This is a genomic window from Galactobacter sp. (assembly GCF_022712295.1).
Lineage (GTDB): Bacteria > Actinomycetota > Actinomycetes > Actinomycetales > Micrococcaceae > Galactobacter.
In genome coordinates this window covers 1-17,389 of the sequence record NZ_JALAGT010000174.1, presented here as the reverse complement: position 1 = coordinate 17,389, position 17,389 = coordinate 1, and the positions used below count along the sequence as shown (strand labels likewise).

Genomic DNA, 17,389 nt, shown 5'->3' with positions numbered 1-17,389 from the left:
GCTCCACCGTGGGAACCCGGCCCAGCAGCAGGGCCAGGGCGCAAAGCACGGCTCCACCGTGAAAACCTGGCTCAGACACGGCATCGGCGCCGATACACTGGCCGCGACATCCAGATCTCTGACCGGTGTCCCCCGACACATCACCGATGCGAATGGACCAGGCGATAGGCAGTGCGCACCAACCGAGTGATCCACACCGTTGAGACCCACGTCGAGGGGCTTGGCGTCCGCGTGGTCGTGGGCGGGGTCCCGATCTTCCCTGGGGCAACCATGGCCCAACGCCGTACATGGTTCGAGGAGGACCGTGACGATCTGCGCACCTTCCTGATGCACGAGCCGCGCGGACACGACGCACTCTCCGGCGCCATCCTGCAGGCGCCCACTCACCATGAAGCTGACTGGGGTGTGCTCTTCATCGAGGTCACCGGCGTGCTTCCCATGCGCGGGGCAGGCACCATGGGCGTGGCGACGGCTCTCGTGGACACCGGCACGGTGGCCGTGACGGAGCCTGTCACCACGGTCCGCTTGGACACTCCGATCGGACCGATCGGCGCCGAGGTTGCAGTCCGCGACGAAAAGGCGGAGTCGGTCACCATCACCAATGTGGCCTCCTATGCCCATGCCCTGAATCAGAGCATCGACGTGCCCGACTGGGGCAACGTCAACTACGACTTGGCCTTCGGCGGGAACTTCTACGCCTTCGTGGAGGCCGACAAGCTGGCCCTGACGCTTGAGCGCGAGGCCGTGGGATCGCTCCGCGCGGCCGGTACCGCCATCATGGGTGCCATCAACGCCTCTGCTGAACCCGTCCACCCTGTCACCGGCTACCACGGCTGCGAGCACGTGGCCTTCTTGGGCCCCGGCTCGGATGCAACCCGCGCCAGGCACGCACTCATCAATCATCCCGGGTGGCTGGACCGTTCACCCGGTGGCACCGGAACCAGCGCTCTCATGGCTCTGCACCATGCCCGCGGCGACCTGCCCCTGAACACCGACTTCGTCAACGAGTCCTTCATCGGAACCTCCTTCACCGGTCGGCTCGTCGGCACCGAGAACGTAGGCGGCTACCCAGGAGTCGTCCCGACCGTCACAGGCCGGGCCTGGGTCACGGGGACTGCGCAGTACACGCTGGACCCCACCGACCCGTTCCCGGCCGGATTCACGCTCTGAGTCGGCAGGGCCCACCATCCAGTTGTGGGCACTGTTGCCGCCCAACAGACCCGGCCCCAGTCTGGATTCCCGGACCTACGGCGGGATGCAGAAGTGTACCGAGGCCCAGACCTGAATCCCCGGCCCCACGGCATCCCACACCGAAATCAATCGGCCCGATCGCATCCGTTGAATGGGATTCGGGTCGCGCAAAACCCCTCCACGCGTCACACTGAACTGAGTTCGTCAGAACCTTTGAGAAGTTCAACGAATCACGCACCCTTCCCGAGACTTGACCCCCGGGAATCCAGCAGTTCAGCGAAGGAGCTCAACGTGGCCCAGGACCCCACGCCCATTTCGACCAAGGTCGGCATCATCGGCGGCGGCCCCGCAGGCCTGATGCTCTCTCACCTGCTGGCCAAGGCCGGAATCGACAACATCGTCGTGGAATCCCGTGACGTCGAGACCATCCACAACACCCACCGCGCAGGCATCCTCGAAGCCGGCTCCGTCGCCATGCTGACCGACACCGGCGTGGACGGCCGCATCAACAAACTCGGTGACGAGCACGCAGGCATCGACCTCCGCTTCGGCGGAGAGTCCCACCCCATGGACTTCCGCGAACTCGTGGACGCCACCGTCACCCTTTACGCCCAGAACGAGGTCTTCCTCGACCTCTCCAACGCCCGCAAGCGCGACGGCGGCCAGGTGTATTACTCCTCCGAGGTCACCGAACTCCTGGACGTGTTGACCGATCGTCCCGGCTTCCGCTTCACCGACGCGGACGGCAACCAGCACGAGGTTCGAGCGGACCTGCTGGTGGGCGCGGACGGCTCGCGTTCCTTCTGCCGTCGCTGGATCCCCGAGGCCGAGCGTGAGAACTTCACCCACGAATACCCCTTCGCGTGGTTCGGCATCCTGACCGAGGCCCCGAAGTCGGCACCGGAACTGATCTACGCCCGCTCCGATCACGGCTTCGCTCTGATCTCCCAGCGCTCCGAGACCGTGCAGCGCATGTACTTCCAGTGCGACCCCAACGAGAACGTTGATGACTGGAGCGAGGACCGCATCTGGGCCGAGCTGCAGAAGCGCGTCGACGGCCCGGACGGACTCCAGCTGAAGACCGGTCCCATCTTCGACAAGTCGGTGTTGGCCTTCCGTTCCTTCGTTCGCCAGCCCCTGCGCCACGGCAACCTGTTCCTGGCCGGCGACGCCGGGCACACCGTGCCTCCCACCGGCGCCAAGGGCCTCAATCTGGCCTTCGCCGACGTCAAGGTCCTCTTCGAGGCCATCGACTCCTTCTACTCCACCCAGTCCACGGCGTTGCTTGACGGATACTCCGACACCGCCCTGCGCCGCGTCTGGAAGGCCCAGCACTTCTCCTACTGGATGACCTCGATGCTGCACTCGGTTCCCGGCCGTTCGAACTTCGAGAATGCCCGCACCCTCGGCGAACTCGATTCCGTGGTCTCCTCCCGCTTCGGTCAGCAGTACCTCGCCGAGGCCTACACCGGTTGGCCCCACGGGATCTGATCCCGCACATCCCAAGCAACGACACCCACCACGCACACCCACAAGCCCTGAAGAAGGACAGACGAGCTCATGAGCAATCCGAAGCTTGATCCGCTGGCCACTGCGGACACCCAGGAACAAATCAATGACGAGATGGGCGCGCTCCACTCCGCGTACGAGGCCTCCAAGGCCGAGGGCGGACCGGAGGAGACTCAGCCCCGTATCGACTTCGCCCCTTACCGCTCCTCGCTGCTGCGCCACCCCACCAAGAACCTGTGGCACACCGACCCGGAGACCATCGAGCTCTACTCCCCCGCCTTCGGCGAGCGAGACGTGCACACGCTCGAATCCGACCTGACGATCCAGGCCAATGGTGAGCCCATCGGTGAGCGCATCGTGGTCTCCGGCCGAGTACTGGATGGCGACGGCCACCCCGTGCGTGGCCAGCTGCTGGAGATCTGGCAGGCCAACGCGGCCGGCCGGTACATCCACAAGCGCGATCAGCACCCGGCACCCCTGGACCCCAACTTCACCGGCGTCGGCCGCACCATCACGGGCCCCAACGGTGAGTACTCCTTCACCACCATCAAGCCGGCCCCGTACCCGTGGAAGAACCACCACAACGCCTGGCGCCCGGCCCACATCCACTTCTCGCTGTTCGGCACGGACTTCACGCAGCGCATGATCACCCAGATGTACTTCCCGGGTGACCCGCTGTTCCCGCTGGACCCGATCTACCAGTCCATCACCGATCAGAAGGCCCGCGATCGCCTGATCGCCACCTACGATCACTCCATCACCTCACACGAGTGGAACACCGGTTACAAGTGGGACATCGTCCTGACCGGTTCCAACCGCACCTGGACCGAAGCGGAGGACAACCGATGAGCAACGCACCCGAACTCAAGCTGACGCCGACCCCGGGCCAGACGATCGGCCCGTTCTATGGCTTCGCCCTTCCCTACGAGAACGGCGAGAAGCTCGTTGACCAGTCCTACCCGGGCGCTGTGCGGCTGCACGGCACCGTGTACGACGGCAATGGCACTTACGTTCCTGACTCGATGTTGGAGATCTGGCAGGCGGACGAGAACGGGAACATCGCCTCCGAGCCCGGCTCCCTGCACCGCGATGGCTACACCTTCACCGGTTGGGGCCGCATCGCCGTGGACAACGTGGGCCGTTTCAGTTTCACGACCGTGAACCCGGGCCCCACCGAGCCCGGCACCGCACCGTTCATCCAGATGGTCGTGTTCGCACGTGGCCTGCTCAACCGCCTGTTCACTCGCATCTACCTGCCGGATGACCAGGAGGCCCTGGCCAACGACCCGCTGCTCTCCTCCCTTCCCGAGGATCGCCGCCAGACGTTGATCGCCGAGCGCCAGGAGGATGGCTCCCTCAAGTTCGACATCCACCTGCAGGGCGAGGGCGAGACGGTCTTCCTGTCCTACCCTCGCAACGGCGAGTTCCACCCCGGCAACGACTGAGGTGACCCGCCCCTAAGAACCCGCGTCCCCATCGTCGCTTTCCAGGCACCGACTCGCACCCCTTTCCAGGCGCCCGGTGAGACGGTGGGGACGCAATTCTTTGCCCGGCGCGATGCCTGGCTACCCTGTACCCACCGGTCGTCTCCAAGGAAGGTACCTCCAGCATGGATCCCGTCGGAAAAGCACCGAGTTCAAGCGCCGATCTCGGCCTGCTCTCCCCCGTGTGGGCCGCCACGGCCGCGGCCGAGTCCACGTCAGACGCCGCTGTGGTGCAGGCTCTGCTCGATGTCGAGGCGGCCTGGGTTGCGGTACAGGCGGCGGCAGCCGGGCACGCGTCGTCGGGCATGGAACTGGCCGGCGCCGCGCAGGCGGCTTCCGCGGCCCAGGCCGCTCACGCGGCCGACTACGACCTGGGCTCTCTTGCACAGCGCACGCCGGACGGCGGCAATGTGCTGATCCCGCTTCTCAAGGACTACCGTGCGCGGGTCGCGGCCGCGCACGGTGAACCCGTGACCGCTGTGCATCGCGGGGCCACCAGCCAGGACGTGATCGACACCGGGCTGGCCCTGGTGCTGCGGCGCGCAGGCGAGACCCTGCTGGCTGACCTGGAGGCTGCGGCCGACGCCCTGGCCACGCTGGCCGCCAAGCACCGCGACGACGTCGCGATCGCGCGGTCCCTGACCCAGCATGCCCTGCCCGTCACGGTGGGGCACCGCCTGGCGCGGTGGGTGGGCGGCATCGATGCCGCCCGCGTGCGGCTGAGCCAGGCGCTGGCCGCGCTGCCGGTGCAGTGGGGCGGTGCCGCCGGCACGCTGGCCTCACTCGTGGACACCTTGGACCGCGGCGGCGTGCAGCAGCCGGTCGAGGCCGCGCTGTCGCTGCGAGACGCACTGGCGACGCAGCTGGGACTGCGCACCGCGGATTCCTGGCACACGCAGCGTTCGTTCTTCCTGGCCGTGGGCTCAGCGCTGACGCTGGCGGTGGAGGCCGCGGGGAAGGTGGCCTCCGATGTGCTCATCCTGGCGCGGCCGGAGGTCGGCGAACTCGCGGAACCACAGAAGCCCGGCAAGGGCGGCTCATCCGCCATGCCTCACAAGCGCAATCCCGTACTCTCCGTGGCCATCAAGGAGGCCGCGCTCGAGGCGCCCGGGCACGTCTCCACCTTGTTCCTGGCCGCAGGCCAGGCCGTGGATGAAAGGCCCGACGGCGCGTGGCACGCCGAGTGGCCCGCGTTGCGGTCGCTGGCACGACTGGCGGGCGGCTCCGCCGCCCGGCTGCGCCAGTTGGCGGAGGGCCTCCAGGTGTTCCCTCAGCGCGCTTCGGAGAACGTGGGGCTGTTCGGTGACCTGGTGCTCTCCGAGCGCCTTGCCGCCCGATTGTCGCCACTACTGCCCGGCGGCAAGGCGGACCTGGAGGCCATGACGGCGCGAGCCATCGACACCGGAGTCAGTCTGGGGTCGCTTGTGCGGTCCGCTGTACCGGAGGCTGCCGTGTCGGACAACGAGTTGGCCTCCCTGTTGGACCCGTCCGGCTACCTTGGTGTGGCCGGTGCCGAGGTGGACCGTGCCGTTGCCCGCCACCAGGACCTGGTGCTCACTCACCTACCTACGCCTCAGCCGCTCGACTGACCTCATTCCTTCACTGTTGATCTCTCCTCGAAAGAAGCTCAAGCACACCATGACTCCCGAATTGACCACCGTCCTGCTCACCGCCCGCACCGACGGATCGGCGCCGGATCCCACGCTGCCCGTGCTGGTGGTCGGCCCCTCGCTCGGTACGTCCGTGGTCTCCTTGTGGGGCCCGGCCGTGGCCGCCCTGGCACCGCACTTCACGGTGATCGGCTGGGAGCTGCCGGGTCACGGTGAGGGCACCCCGTTGCCGGAGGACTCGGAAGGCTTCACCATGGAGGAACTGGCCCAGGCCGTGGTGAACACCTTGGAGGGACAGAAGTCCAAGCACGGCATCGCCGCCGACGGTCCGGCCTACTACGCCGGCGTCTCCATCGCCGGTGCCGTGGCACTGCAGATCGGCCTGGACAACCCGTCCGAGTTCGCGGGCCTGGCTTCCATCTGCTCCGCGGCCAAGATCGGGACAGAGGAGGGATGGAAGGAGCGTGCCGAGTTGGTCGCCAAGGCGGGCACGCCCACCCAGGTGATCGGTTCGGCCCAGCGCTGGTTCGGCCCCGGGTTCATCGAGAAGAACGCCTTCGTCTCCACCGACCTGCTGCACAACCTGCAGGACGCCGATCGTTTCTCCTATGCCTTCGCCTGCGGTGCGTTGGCCGGCTTCGACGTGCGTTCGCGTTTGGGTGAGATCAGCACTCCGGTACTGGCCCTGAACGGTGCGGAGGACCAGGTCTGCTCCGCAGAGGACGCGGAGTTCACCGCGTCCAACGTGGCCCACGGATCCGCCGTGATGCTGCCCGGCGTGGGCCACCTGTCCCCGGCAGAGGATCCCGCAGCCACGGCCGCAGCCCTGGTGGACTTCTTCCTTTCCTCTTCCTCGAACCAGTCCAAGGAGGCCTGAATTATGGCCAAGCATCGTCTTCCCGGAGACCCTTACGACGACGGCATGGTAGTGCGCCGCGAGGTGCTCTCCGACGCCCACGTGGACGCCTCGCTGTCCAAGCGCACCGACTTCACCGCGGACTTCCAGGAGATGATCACCCGCTACGCGTGGGGCACCATCTGGACCCGCGAAGGTCTGCCCCGTGTGACCCGCTCCGCCGTGACCCTGACCGCCATGATCGCCGGCGGGTACTGGGAGGAGCTGGAGATGCACGTCCACGCCGCCCTGCGCAACGGGGTCACGCCGGATGAGATCAAGGAGATCTTCCTGCAGAGCGCCATCTACTGCTCGGTGCCGGCCGCCAACGTGGCGTTCAAGATCGGCCAGAAGGTCTTGGCTGAGTACGAGGGTCTCGACAAACCGTTCGAGGAGCCCGAGGCCTGATCCGCCTCCGCGTTCAAGAGTGATGACCCGGTACTACCCCCGGGTCCCCGCTTCACCACACCTTTCACGATAAGCCTCAGTCCCACGACTGGGGCTTATCGCTTTCCTTGTTGCACATCGCATCGACGGGGGTAACCCGGGGCGTGTGCGTCTCTCCTCACTCCTATGCCGCACGGCTACCCTCTGCGCATGGGTACGACGCCGATCCGGATCGACCACGACCTCGTCGCCGACGCCGAACGAAAAGCTGCGGGCTGAGAAAACGCGCGGCCGCCGTGAGGCCGCGGAGTCCATTTGCGGCCGCAGCCCGCATCTACGACCACTTTCTCGGTTCACGACCGTCGAGCGGCGGTCGTGAACCGAGAAAGTGGTCGTATACCGCAGATCGTGCCGCAAATGGGCGCCGACTCCTTACAGGATCACTGTTTCTCGGAACTCCGGGCCCTGATGTTCCCGACCAGGGAGACGCCCAGAACCACCAGACCCACAGCGCCGACCAGGACGCCGAGCATGAACATCAGGCTGGCCCCGATGTTCGCGCCGTCGGTCTCGCGGGTGTTCCACCACCCACCCACCGCGGTCAGGATGAAACCCACCGCAAGGATGCCTGCACTCATGGTCATGGCTCTCATGTTGGATCTCCTGCACCGTTGTAGAAGCTCTCACCGAGGTGTCGCACGCCAGAGTAGTAGACCTCGGTGATGTAGAAGCAGTGAAGTCGGTCATCGAGCAGATGCTGATTCGTGGCCCCCTCGTAGGCATCCACACACGCAACCCCCAGATTCTCGCGGAAGGCCTTGTCGCATCTGAGCCGACTGATTCCGGACCGCCATGAATAGCACTTGTCGTGTTTCACGCAGGCGGAGTGGAAGTCCGCGAGCCCGTAGCCACCAGGAGCATCCGTGCAGCCGTCGGTCGCGGTGGGAGCATAGACGTGCTCGGGAGCCAGTTCGAAGGTCGGAGCCGCACCAATGCCGGTAGCCGCGGCTGCCATCAGGCCACCCGAGGCCAGCATGACCACCAGATCACGTTTCGACGCCTTCATACTCGCCCCCTGTCCGACCGTGTATCTGACCGTGTGCCCGACGCGAGTCCTTGTCCTCCGGCCCTGTCCCCATCGTGGCACGGCGAGGGTGTCCCCCTCCAAACGGAGTCCCTGACAGGATGCTCCCCCAGGATCAGCAAGTGCTCTTGGCCGGGACCCCTTCGAAGCGGTCCGCCGTCCAGTCCAACAAATCCGGGATGGCCTTCGAGGACGCCCGCGTGATCCCCACATGCCCGCGCCCCTTGTAGGTGCGGTAGTCCAGCGTGGTCCCTGCGCGGCACACGTTCTTGATGAAGGCGCGTTGACCGCTCGGCTTGATCAGCGTGTCCGCGGTCCCTTGTGCCAGGAACACGGGTTCCGGAATGTGCACCGGTGGGATGTTCTGCGCCAGTCGCCTACCGAACGCACCTGTGGCCGGGTCCCGCTCCAGGACATTCGGGTCAGCGATCTGGACCATTCTGATCAGCATCGAGGCCACAAGGGCTGGGTCGGACACGCAGCGCCTGGACATCTCACGCACCATGACTTGGGCCCCTGGACGAACATAGTTCTTCCACGTCACATCGGAGTAATAGGAAGCGTAGGCTGCCATGGCATAGCTGCTCAGCACGTCCCCTCCGGGCACCTTGTCCAGCCCTGATGCGAGACTGGGCAGGTTGGTGGCCGGTGCCAGTGCTGCGACGCCGGACAGCGGAACATCCGGGGCGTACTCCTGAGCCAGCGCGCCGGTCCACAGTGCCGCACCACCGCCCTGAGAATGTCCCCAGGCCACGGTTTGTTCTCCGAGGTGCGCCTCATCCAACTGCCGCGCAGCGCGCACCGCGTCCAGTGACGCATGTGCACTTGGACGCCCGATCAGATAGGGATGTTCGCCCTCGGCGCCCAAGCCCGGGTAATCGGTCGCGACGAGCGCCCATCCGTGCTCGAGCACGCGCTGGAGAATGTAGAGCCCACCAGATTCGAAGGGTTCGTGGAGCAGAGACGGCGCGCACTGCCTGGCCACGCCCGTGGTTCCGTGCATCCAGTTGATCACGGGCCACTCAGCGTCCGAGTGCTCGACGGCAGGACCCGAGCCCTCCACGGAGCCGTCCTCTGTCCCTTCCTCCTCGCGGGGAACCACCACGAGCCCGCTGGCCACGGCAGGCGTCCCGTGCGCCTGTGTCGTGGTGTACAGGATCCGGTAACCGACGCCGGTGTCCGGAACCCCTCGGGTGAACTCGTCCGCGCGGATGAGTTGGCCGGGTTCGTCCGGCACATTTCGTGGGGCTGCGTAGAACGGATCCGTCACCTCGGAGAGCGGGTGCAGGCTCAAGCTGAGCGCCCCCGCGCCGACGGCCAGTGCCACAGCAAGGAGAGCACCGATGGTGCGGAACCAGCGGCGGGTGAGCGACGAGGCAGGCTCCTGCTCCGCGGCATCCGCAGCTCCCTCCACCGCAGCAGGTCTGGGACGTCTGCGCACGATCCGCCACAGCTGCATGATCCCGGTGCTGATCAGCCGGGCGCCGAAGGCAACTGCGACGATGACCATGGTGATGTCCGGCCAGAACAGGGAGATCACGCCGAAACCTACCGTGGCCACGCCCACCAAGGTCGTCGCGATCCGCGCGTCCAACGGTCCCCGCGAATTCCAGGCTTCGGCGATATCGCTGATCCCGTTGATGAGCAGGCCCATACCGACCGCCACCGCCAGCAGGCGCACGGTCAGGCCGGGCCACACCAGCACGAACACACCGAGCACGAGCCAGACCAACGCCACCAAGCGGAGCCGACGCCGGCCGGTGATTCCGGTGACGTCGAGCACTTCCACGGCCGCCTGCACTAGGCAGGCGGAACCGACCACCAGCGCCAACACACCAAGTGACGTAGTGGGGCGGATCAGCAGCACCACTCCCAGGACCGTCGTCGCGACCCCGAAGATGGCGCGGATCCACGCGGGCAGACGCCCGTACCAGTTCCGGAGGCGTTCCCCACCCGTGGGCCAATGCACGGGACGTGGTGCCATGGTGTCCCCCTGCCGTGAGTACTTTGCGAATGACACGTCGACGGTCGTTGATCCGACATGGCCAGTTTAGGAGCCGCGTCCTTCAACGACCTGATTCCGGTGCGATCACCACCTATCCGGCCGAGGAGTCCTCCTTCGGCCTGGCCGGCCCCGGTTGCCGCGCGCCATCCTCCCGGGCCGCGTGACTACGCCCGTCTCACCACCGAATCAGCACGTGTTCTTGGCAGGCTTGCCGTTGAATCGATCCGCCGTCCATTCCAGCAGGTTGGGGATCGCGTTCGAATCAGCCTCGGCGAGCGCCACGTGCCCCAGGCCGGGGTAGGTGCGGTAGTCCACTGATGTCCCGGCCCGGCACAGGTCCTTGACGAAGCCACGCTGTGCGCTCGATTTGATCAGGGTGTCTGCTCCACCTTGGGCGAGCAGGACGGGCATGGGGATGACGGAGGGTGGGATGTTCTGCCTCAGCCGCGCCCCGAACGCCGCGCTGGCGGGTCCTTCGCCAGGACCTCAGGGTCTGCCGTCGTGGCCAGCCCGGTCAGCACCGAGCCGAAGAGGTCGGGGCCGGACAGGCAGCGGGTGGACATCTGGCGCACCACGACCTCTGCTCCTGGGCGTACATACTGCTTCCACGTCACGTCCGGGTACTGGGCCGCATAAGCCGAGATGACGTAACTGCCGAACACCGATCCACCCGTGACCTTGTCCAGCCCAGAGGTCAATTGCGGCAGATTGGTGGCCGGTGCCAGGGCTGCCACGCCGGAGACGTGGACATCCGGCGCATAGTCCTTCGCCAAGGCGCCCGTCCACAAGGCCGCGCCGCCGCCCTGGGAGTGACCCCACGCCACGGTCTTTTTGCCCAACCGGGCTCCGTCCAGCTGCCGCGCGGCCCGCACGGCATCGAGGGACGCGTGAGCGCTGGGGCGCCCGATCAGGTAGGGGTGTTTCCCCTGGGTTCCCAGCCCGATGTAGTCCGTGGCCACCAGCGCCCAGCCGTGGTTGATCACCTGTGGCAGGACGAAGAGTGCACCCGATTCGAAGGGCTCGCTCAGCAGGGACGGTGCGCATTGCCTCGCCACGCCGGTGGTCCCGTGCGTCCAGTCGACCACGGGCCAGTCACCCGCGCCCTTGCGTGGCACCACGACGAGGCCGCTCGCCACGGTCGCTGACCCGTCCTGTTGCGTTGTGGTGCAGAGGATCCGATACCCGGTGGCGTTCTCAGGCACGCCGCGCGTGAACGGCTCCGACCTGATGAGTCGGCCGGGTTCGCTTGGAACGGTGCGAGGCGCGGCATAGAAGGCGTCCGTGACACGGGACCCCTGATGCAGGCTGACGCTGAGCGCTCCGGCCCCGGTGGCCAGTGCCACGGCCAGCGCCGCGCCAATGGTGCGGAACCAGCGCCGAGCGGTGGACGACCCCACGGCCGTGCCCGGCCTCGCATCGTGGGCCGCCGCCCCGGCCACGTTCTCGACTTGGCTCCGTGGGCGCCTGTGCAGGATTCTCCATAGTTGCATGACACCGGTGCTGATGAGCCGGGCACCGAAGGCCACTGCCACCACGATCATGGTGATGTCGGGCCAGGCAAGGGATACGACGCCGAAGCCCACGGTGGCGGCCCCCAACAGGGCGGAGGCAATCCGTGAGTCCAGGGGCCCTTGCGCCCGCTTGGCCCCCACGATGTCGCTGATGCCGTTGACGATCAGCCCGATGCCGACCGCCACGGCGAGCAGGCGCACCGTCAGCCCGGGCCAGACGAGAACGAAGACGCCGAGCACCAGCCAGATCAACGCGACCCAGCGGCGTCGCCGCCGGCCCGTGGTTCCGGCGACGTCCAGCACTTCCACCGCTGCCTGTGCCAGGCAGGAGAAACCGACCACCAGCGCCAGGACTCCAAGAGAGGTGGTCGGCCGGATCAGCAGCACGACGCCGAGCACGGCGGCGCCGAGCCCCACGCCGGCTCGCGCCCAGGCAGGCAGTCCCCCGTACCAGGTCCTGAGCCCCGACCCGCCACTCCGCAACCGCCGGCGACTCGTTCCCATGGTCCCCCCTCCCAGCGAGCCCCTCAGGGGCATTGGCCGTTGGCCGCGAATGCGACACGGATCATCATAGGGTCTGCGCGCCCGTGGGCCTTCTCCCCCATCAGACGGAGGCACTGCCGCGACGCACCCCGCTACTGTGAAGATCATGTCCTTCACGTCTGCGCTGCTCCCCGCCCTGGTGGGGCCTGACGCGCCCGCTGACTGGGAACGTCCCGGCCCCACCCGGACGCAGCAGATCCACGACGTCATCATCGCTGTGCTGGTGTTCGGCGTTGGCCTGCTGGCGTGGTGGGTCTACGACGACCTGGACAACAGCACCATCGCCCTGTGGCAGGCGGCCACGGGCCTGGGCGTGCAGAGCGCACTGCTCTCGATTCGGCGCCGCTTCCCGCTGATATGTCTGATCGCCGCCACGGTCGCCTTCATTGCCATCAGCCAATGGTTGCCCGGGCTGAGCGTGCAGCTCAGTTTCCAGGGTGCCTACTTCACCGCGCTGTACTCCGCAGCGGCGTGGTCCAAGGACACCCGGGCCTTCCGTGCCTGCACGGCGGGGATCCTCGTGGTGATGGGGGTGTGGCTGGTCATCGGCTCAACGCTCTTCGGCGCCTACCAGAAGATCGTGGACGCGGCCGACGGCAGCAACGGTGCATTGCCACCGTTCGTGGCCTGGATGCTGTACTCGGTGTTGATGAACGTGGCCTACTTCGCCGGCGCCCTCTACTTCGGGCGTCGCGCGCGTGCCGGCGCGTGGCAGCACGATCGGCTCATGGCTCAGCACCAGCAACTCAAGGAGCAGTCGGCAGAACTCGCACGACGTGCCGTCGTGGATGAACGCCTGCGCATCGCCCGTGAACTGCACGACGTCGTGGCGCACCACATTTCCGCCGTGGGCATCCAGGCGGCGGCCGCGCGGCGGGTGCAGCCCAAGGCCCCGGACACCGCTGCGGAACTGCTGACCCAGGTGGAGTCCTCCGCGCGTTCCGCGCTGTCAGAGACCCGAGCGCTGCTCGGCGTCCTGCGTTCGGATCCGGGGCAGATGCCCGCCGACGCGTCGTCGGCCCCCGCCGACACCACACCCGAACCCGCACCGCCTGCGGCGAGCGCCGGCAGCCGTGCGCCGGAGCCGGGCTTGGAGCAGGGGGGGGAACGGGTGGAGGAGATGGCCCCGGATCTGCGGGTCGAGCTTTCCAGAGTCCAAACCGATGGGCTGGCCCTGGCACAGGTTCCGGCGCACCTTGGGCTGACGCTCTACCGCGTGGTGCAAGAGGCCTTGACGAACGTGCGTCGCCACTCGACCGCCCGCTCTGCCACGGTCGCGCTGCGTACCGGACACGACGAGGCACTGGGTGATTGGGTCGAGGCGGAGATCCTGGACACCGGGAGGGCGCTCCCCACCCCGCGCGGCCCAGCCGGCAGCGGCTACGGACTCGAGGGGATCCGGGAACGAGCTGCCCTGCACGTGGGCGTCGCAGAGATCGGTCCCCGCACCGGATCAGCGGGCTTCCGAGTCCGGCTCCGGGTCCCGCTGACGCGGCCGGACACCACAGACCAGCCCGAGAACGCCACGACACTCCCCGACCCCGAGGAAACCGCATGATCCGCGTCCTGCTCGCCGATGACCACACCGTGCTGCGTGAGGGTATGAGCCTCATCCTCTCGGTGGAGGACGACATCGAGGTGGTGGGGCAGGCCGCCAACGGCGCGCAGGCGCTCACGCTGGCCGAGGACCTCGTCCCGGACGTGGTCCTGATGGATATTCAGATGCCCGTCATGGATGGGATCGAGGCCACCCGCAAACTCCTGGCCACCACCCCGGCCACCAAGGTCGTCATCCTCACGACGTTCGAGCGGGAGGACTACCTCTTCGATGCCGTCGTTGCTGGTGCCTCGGGATTCCTGTTGAAGAACACCGAGGCCGAACAGATCGTGGAGGCCGTGCGTGCCGTGCATGCGGGCCAGGCCCTACTCTCCCCGGAGGTCACGCTGCCACTCTTGAAGCGCGTGGCCGGCGAGAGTACCCAGGTGCCCAACGTTGCGGCGCCGAAGGCGGCGGAGGGCGAGCACGCGTCGTCGGGCATTGCTGCCGAGGACCTCACTCCACGGGAGGCGGAAGTGCTCACGCTGCTGGCCACCGGCCTATCGAACGGCGAGATCGCGGCAGAACTGTTCATCGGTGAGGCCACCGTGAAGACGCACGTGTCCAATCTGCTGCTCAAGCTCGGTGCGCGGGACAGGGTGCAGGCCGTGGTCGCGGCATACCGGCGCGGGTACGTCTCCCCCTGAGGGATGAACCGCGGCATATCCGCCTCGCGTGGGATGTGACGAGACGCCGGAGAGAGAAGGCTGGATACCAGCTTGAACATCATTCTCGGATTCCCCACATGAGGAGCAGCCCATGCTTTCCGTACACGGACTGACCAGGCGCTACGGCGACAAGACCGTGGTGGACCACGTCGACTTCGACGTGCCTGCCGGAGCCATGACCGGCTTCGTCGGCGCCAACGGGTCAGGCAAGACCACCACGATGCGCATGATCATGGGAGTGCTCGCCGCTCACGACGGCGAGGTCACCCTGGACGGCGCCCCGCTGGAGCGGGCTCAGCGCGCGCGCTTCGGCTACATCCCGGAAGAACGCGGGCTCTACCCCAACTCCCCCATCCTGGAACAGCTCACCTACCTCGGCGAACTGCACGGCTTCTCCCGCCGCAGCGCCAAGGCCGCGGCTTCTGAGCTGCTGGAGCGCTTCGATCTGAGCGACCGTGCCGACGCGAAACTTGACTCGCTCTCCCTGGGCAACCAGCAGCGCGTGCAGATCGCCGCGGCACTGGTGCACGATCCCATCGCGCTGGTGCTGGACGAGCCGTTCTCCGGCCTGGATCCCGACGCGGTGGACTCGATGGTGGACCTGCTGCGGGAACGCTGCAGCGACATCCCGATCCTGTTCTCCTCCCATCAGTTGGACCTCGTTGAACGGCTCTGCGACCACCTGGTCATCCTGCAAACCGGCAACGTGGTGGCCTCCGGCCCCGTGGAGCAGCTCCAAGACCGCGGCCGCGTCTCCTACCGGGTCTCCTGCCTGCCCGACGCCGCGTGGTTACGTGACATGCCAGGCGTGGAGGTCGTGGACGTGGACGGACCTACGGCCCTCATCCGCCTCGGCGACGACGTCACGCCGGCAACCGTGACCGCGGAGGCAGCCCGACGCGGAGAACTCACCGAATTCGCTCGTCTTGTGCCGTCCCTGGCCGAGATCTTCCGAGAGGTCACCCGATGAACACGCAGCACACCATCACCGATCCCTCCACCCGCCCCGCTTGGGTCATCGTGGCCCTGCGTGAGCTCACCGACGCGGTGAAGAGGAAGTCCTTCCTCATCACCACGGCCGCCTTCGTGGTGGTCATCGCCGTCGGCGTCTCGTTGTTCGGCTACCTGTCCCAGCGGGTCTCCACCGAAACCGTGGCCGTCTCCTCTCAGAGTGAGGCCGCCGTGGTGGAAGGGGCCCAGAACATCGCCAAGACCACGGACGCGAAGAAGCACTTCAAGGCTGATGTCGTGGACGACCCTCGCGCGGCCGTCGAGGCCAAGGACGCAGACCTGGCGCTGCTGGCGGAGTCGGACGGCTGGACGTTGATTGGCCGAACCTCCATCTCCTCCACGTCACAGGGCATCCTGTCCCAGGCCGCCGAGCACACCACCGTGCAGGAACGTGCTGGAGCCGCCGGGACGTCCTGGGAGGACCTCACCGACGGAGCACAGGTCACGCCCGAGCTGTTGGAAGGCGACTCCGAACGACAGAACATGTCCTTCGCCGTTGGCTACGTCTTCAGCCTGCTGTTCTACCTGGCCGCCATACTCTTCGGCATGCCCATCGGCGCGGCGGTGGTGCAGGAGAAGACCTCCCGCGTGGTGGAGATCCTGGCCGCCACCATTCCCCTGCGCCACCTGCTGGCAGGAAAGATCGTCTCAGCCACTGCGCTGGCCCTGGGTCAGTTGGCTCTGTACGTGGCGACCGGACTCGTGGCACTGTCCTTGTCCCCCGCGGACCTCGGCTTCATGAGTGTGATCCTGTCCTCCTCCGGCTGGTTCCTGGTCTTCTTCGTCACCGGGTTCCTGATCGTGGCCGCCGTCTACGCCGCGCTCGGCGCCATGGCCCAGAAGGCCGAGGATCTGCAGTCCAGCCAGACGCCCATCATGGTGCTCCTCATGATCACCCTTTTCGCCGGAATGCTGGCCAAGGACCTGTGGCTCGTGATCGCCTCCTACGTGCCGATCGTCTCCTCGGTGGCCATGCCGGTCCGCATGCTGCAGACCGACGTCCCGCTGTGGGAGACGCTGGTGTCGCTTGGCCTGTCCGTCGCGACCGCGCTGGTGCTGATCCGCGTGGGCGGGAAGATCTTCCGCCTGGCCGTGTTGAACACCTCCGGCGCGCTCGGGTTCAAGAAGGCGTTGGCGCTGAAGGACTGAGGGGCTTAGACCTCTCCGGGCCCAGAAAGCCGAGAAAGTCCGTAGAAACATACCGAGGCCCGGTTCTCTCGAGAGAGAACCGGGCCTCGGTATGTTTCGGCGGTCGAGGAGGGACGCTCAGAGCGAGGAGCCCAGCCCGAGGAAGGTCAGGAACCCCAACAAACCGAGCACACTCAAAGAAATTCCCACGATCGACATGGCGAACATGCCGCCACTTGTGTAGTACGGGAACCGCTTGCGCAGATTGAGGACCTGCGGCAGGGCGATGACCCCCAGGATGAGCCCCGCAATGGCAAAGAAGAAGGGGATGATCCAGCCCAGGGCCCCGAACACCGTGGACAGGATGCTCAACACCAACGGCGTCCTCCGCGCCGCCATGTACACCGTGTCCTGCTCCGGCCGGACATAGCCGGTCGGGTAGCCGGGCGGCCCATAGGGTTGGGCGTAGCCCTGCTGGTAGTACCCCGGCTGCCCGTATCCTTCCTGGGGCGCGGGCGGCACCGGATAGTCCGGGCCGGGTGGAAAGTATGCCTGCCCGTAGTCGTACTCACCGTATGGCCCTTGCCCGTATGGCACCTGCCGGAAGGGCTCTTGCCCATACGGCCTGTCAAGTCCCGGGTTTGGTTGAGGGTCAGCGTGTGTTGGGTTTCAGGCCGCGGTAGCGACCTGTTCTGGGTCGGTGAGCCGGGCCCAGTATTCGGTCTCGACTTCGGCGGGGGTGCGGTAGCCGAGCATGGAGTGGAGG

18 protein-coding genes are annotated in these 17,389 nt (G+C 66.9%); 12 read left to right on the top strand and 6 right to left on the bottom strand.

Translation table 11 applies throughout. From position 1 onward, the window contains the following. The 8 genes from Q0A15_RS12585 to pcaC all read left to right on the top strand — a co-directional run. Window positions 1–190, top strand: a 190-nt coding sequence (locus Q0A15_RS12585) for a hypothetical protein (protein ID WP_291279875.1), incomplete at its 5' end; no start/stop codon positions are given. Then, window positions 172–1,170: a proline racemase family protein gene (locus Q0A15_RS12580; RefSeq protein WP_291279874.1), complete on the top strand. Its 999-nt coding sequence runs from the start codon at window positions 172–174 to the stop codon at window positions 1,168–1,170. The genes Q0A15_RS12585 and Q0A15_RS12580, both read left to right, overlap by 19 nt. A 312-nt stretch (window positions 1,171–1,482) precedes the next feature. After that, window positions 1,483–2,682 carry a 4-hydroxybenzoate 3-monooxygenase gene (locus Q0A15_RS12575; RefSeq protein ID WP_291279873.1) on the top strand — a complete coding sequence of 400 codons (1,200 nt, stop codon included), beginning with the start codon at window positions 1,483–1,485 and terminating at the stop codon, window positions 2,680–2,682. 69 nt (window positions 2,683–2,751) lie between these two features. Further along, window positions 2,752–3,549: a protocatechuate 3,4-dioxygenase subunit beta gene (gene pcaH / locus Q0A15_RS12570; protein ID WP_291279872.1), complete on the top strand. Its 798-nt coding sequence runs from the start codon at window positions 2,752–2,754 to the stop codon at window positions 3,547–3,549. Then, window positions 3,546–4,145 (top strand): protocatechuate 3,4-dioxygenase subunit alpha, encoded by a 600-nt coding sequence (gene pcaG, locus Q0A15_RS12565; RefSeq protein WP_291279871.1) that lies wholly within the window; start codon window positions 3,546–3,548, stop codon window positions 4,143–4,145. The genes pcaH and pcaG overlap by 4 nt, the downstream gene beginning before the upstream one ends. A 164-nt stretch (window positions 4,146–4,309) precedes the next feature. Beyond that, window positions 4,310–5,773, top strand: coding sequence for a lyase family protein (locus tag Q0A15_RS12560; protein WP_291279870.1), 1,464 nt, complete (start codon window positions 4,310–4,312; stop codon window positions 5,771–5,773). A gap of 49 nt (window positions 5,774–5,822) precedes the next feature. Continuing rightward, window positions 5,823–6,671 (top strand): alpha/beta fold hydrolase, encoded by an 849-nt coding sequence (locus Q0A15_RS12555; protein WP_291279869.1) that lies wholly within the window; start codon window positions 5,823–5,825, stop codon window positions 6,669–6,671. 3 nt (window positions 6,672–6,674) lie between these two features. After that, the gene (gene pcaC, locus Q0A15_RS12550; protein ID WP_291279868.1) at window positions 6,675–7,097 is read left to right on the top strand and encodes a 4-carboxymuconolactone decarboxylase; all 423 of its coding nucleotides are present in this window, start codon (window positions 6,675–6,677) and stop codon (window positions 7,095–7,097) included. 419 nt (window positions 7,098–7,516) lie between these two features. Here the strand turns inward: pcaC and Q0A15_RS12545 are convergent, their stop codons facing one another. The 5 genes from Q0A15_RS12545 to Q0A15_RS12525 form a co-directional block, all read right to left on the bottom strand. After that, on the bottom strand, window positions 7,517–7,729 hold the full coding sequence (locus Q0A15_RS12545) for a hypothetical protein (protein ID WP_291279867.1): 213 nt from the start codon (window positions 7,727–7,729) through the stop codon (window positions 7,517–7,519). After that, window positions 7,726–8,142, bottom strand: coding sequence for a hypothetical protein (locus Q0A15_RS12540; protein ID WP_291279866.1), 417 nt, complete (start codon window positions 8,140–8,142; stop codon window positions 7,726–7,728). Before Q0A15_RS12540 ends, Q0A15_RS12545 begins: the two co-directional genes overlap by 4 nt. A 133-nt stretch (window positions 8,143–8,275) precedes the next feature. Next, entirely contained in the window at window positions 8,276–10,144 is a 1,869-nt protein-coding gene (locus tag Q0A15_RS12535; protein WP_291279865.1) for a lipase family protein, read from the bottom strand. A 207-nt stretch (window positions 10,145–10,351) separates the two neighbouring features. Then, entirely contained in the window at window positions 10,352–10,576 is a 225-nt protein-coding gene (locus tag Q0A15_RS12530; RefSeq protein WP_291279864.1) for a lipase family protein, read from the bottom strand. A gap of 29 nt (window positions 10,577–10,605) precedes the next feature. Further along, entirely contained in the window at window positions 10,606–12,180 is a 1,575-nt protein-coding gene (locus tag Q0A15_RS12525; protein ID WP_291279863.1) for a lipase family protein, read from the bottom strand. A 145-nt stretch (window positions 12,181–12,325) separates the two neighbouring features. On the opposite strand from Q0A15_RS12525, the gene Q0A15_RS12520 reads away from it, so the two are divergent. From Q0A15_RS12520 to Q0A15_RS12505, 4 genes are all read left to right on the top strand, one after another. Further along, window positions 12,326–13,777 carry a histidine kinase gene (locus tag Q0A15_RS12520; RefSeq protein ID WP_291279862.1) on the top strand — a complete coding sequence of 484 codons (1,452 nt, stop codon included), beginning with the start codon at window positions 12,326–12,328 and terminating at the stop codon, window positions 13,775–13,777. Continuing rightward, window positions 13,774–14,463, top strand: a complete 690-nt coding sequence (locus Q0A15_RS12515) for a response regulator transcription factor (RefSeq protein WP_291279861.1) — start codon at window positions 13,774–13,776, stop codon at window positions 14,461–14,463. Before Q0A15_RS12520 ends, Q0A15_RS12515 begins: the two co-directional genes overlap by 4 nt. 112 nt (window positions 14,464–14,575) lie before the next feature. Further along, window positions 14,576–15,454 carry an ABC transporter ATP-binding protein gene (locus tag Q0A15_RS12510; protein ID WP_291279860.1) on the top strand — a complete coding sequence of 293 codons (879 nt, stop codon included), beginning with the start codon at window positions 14,576–14,578 and terminating at the stop codon, window positions 15,452–15,454. Next, a complete protein-coding gene (locus Q0A15_RS12505) occupies window positions 15,451–16,644 on the top strand; it encodes an ABC transporter permease (RefSeq protein WP_291279859.1) in 1,194 nt (397 codons plus the stop codon). The genes Q0A15_RS12510 and Q0A15_RS12505 overlap by 4 nt, the downstream gene beginning before the upstream one ends. A 117-nt stretch (window positions 16,645–16,761) precedes the next feature. Here the strand turns inward: Q0A15_RS12505 and Q0A15_RS12500 are convergent, their stop codons facing one another. Continuing rightward, on the bottom strand, window positions 16,762–17,145 hold the full coding sequence (locus tag Q0A15_RS12500) for a DUF4190 domain-containing protein (RefSeq protein WP_291279858.1): 384 nt from the start codon (window positions 17,143–17,145) through the stop codon (window positions 16,762–16,764). Window positions 17,146–17,389 lie beyond the last annotated feature (244 nt).

What these genes read in the sequence shown, in the direction of transcription:
- pcaH (WP_291279872.1), top strand. Translation starts at nt 2,752, where the DNA reads ATGAGCAATCCGAAGCTTGATCCGCTGGCCACTGCGGACACCCAGGAA.
- Q0A15_RS12525 (WP_291279863.1), bottom strand. Translation starts at nt 12,180, where the DNA reads ATGGGAACGAGTCGCCGGCGGTTGCGGAGTGGCGGGTCGGGGCTCAGG.
- Q0A15_RS12515 (WP_291279861.1), top strand. Translation starts at nt 13,774, where the DNA reads ATGATCCGCGTCCTGCTCGCCGATGACCACACCGTGCTGCGTGAGGGT.
- Q0A15_RS12555 (WP_291279869.1), top strand. Translation starts at nt 5,823, where the DNA reads ATGACTCCCGAATTGACCACCGTCCTGCTCACCGCCCGCACCGACGGA.
- Q0A15_RS12540 (WP_291279866.1), bottom strand. Translation starts at nt 8,142, where the DNA reads ATGAAGGCGTCGAAACGTGATCTGGTGGTCATGCTGGCCTCGGGTGGC.
- Q0A15_RS12530 (WP_291279864.1), bottom strand. Translation starts at nt 10,576, where the DNA reads ATGCCCGTCCTGCTCGCCCAAGGTGGAGCAGACACCCTGATCAAATCG.
- Q0A15_RS12510 (WP_291279860.1), top strand. Translation starts at nt 14,576, where the DNA reads ATGCTTTCCGTACACGGACTGACCAGGCGCTACGGCGACAAGACCGTG.
- Q0A15_RS12505 (WP_291279859.1), top strand. Translation starts at nt 15,451, where the DNA reads ATGAACACGCAGCACACCATCACCGATCCCTCCACCCGCCCCGCTTGG.
- pcaC (WP_291279868.1), top strand. Translation starts at nt 6,675, where the DNA reads ATGGCCAAGCATCGTCTTCCCGGAGACCCTTACGACGACGGCATGGTA.
- Q0A15_RS12560 (WP_291279870.1), top strand. Translation starts at nt 4,310, where the DNA reads ATGGATCCCGTCGGAAAAGCACCGAGTTCAAGCGCCGATCTCGGCCTG.
- pcaG (WP_291279871.1), top strand. Translation starts at nt 3,546, where the DNA reads ATGAGCAACGCACCCGAACTCAAGCTGACGCCGACCCCGGGCCAGACG.
- Q0A15_RS12545 (WP_291279867.1), bottom strand. Translation starts at nt 7,729, where the DNA reads ATGAGAGCCATGACCATGAGTGCAGGCATCCTTGCGGTGGGTTTCATC.
- Q0A15_RS12520 (WP_291279862.1), top strand. Translation starts at nt 12,326, where the DNA reads ATGTCCTTCACGTCTGCGCTGCTCCCCGCCCTGGTGGGGCCTGACGCG.
- Q0A15_RS12535 (WP_291279865.1), bottom strand. Translation starts at nt 10,144, where the DNA reads ATGGCACCACGTCCCGTGCATTGGCCCACGGGTGGGGAACGCCTCCGG.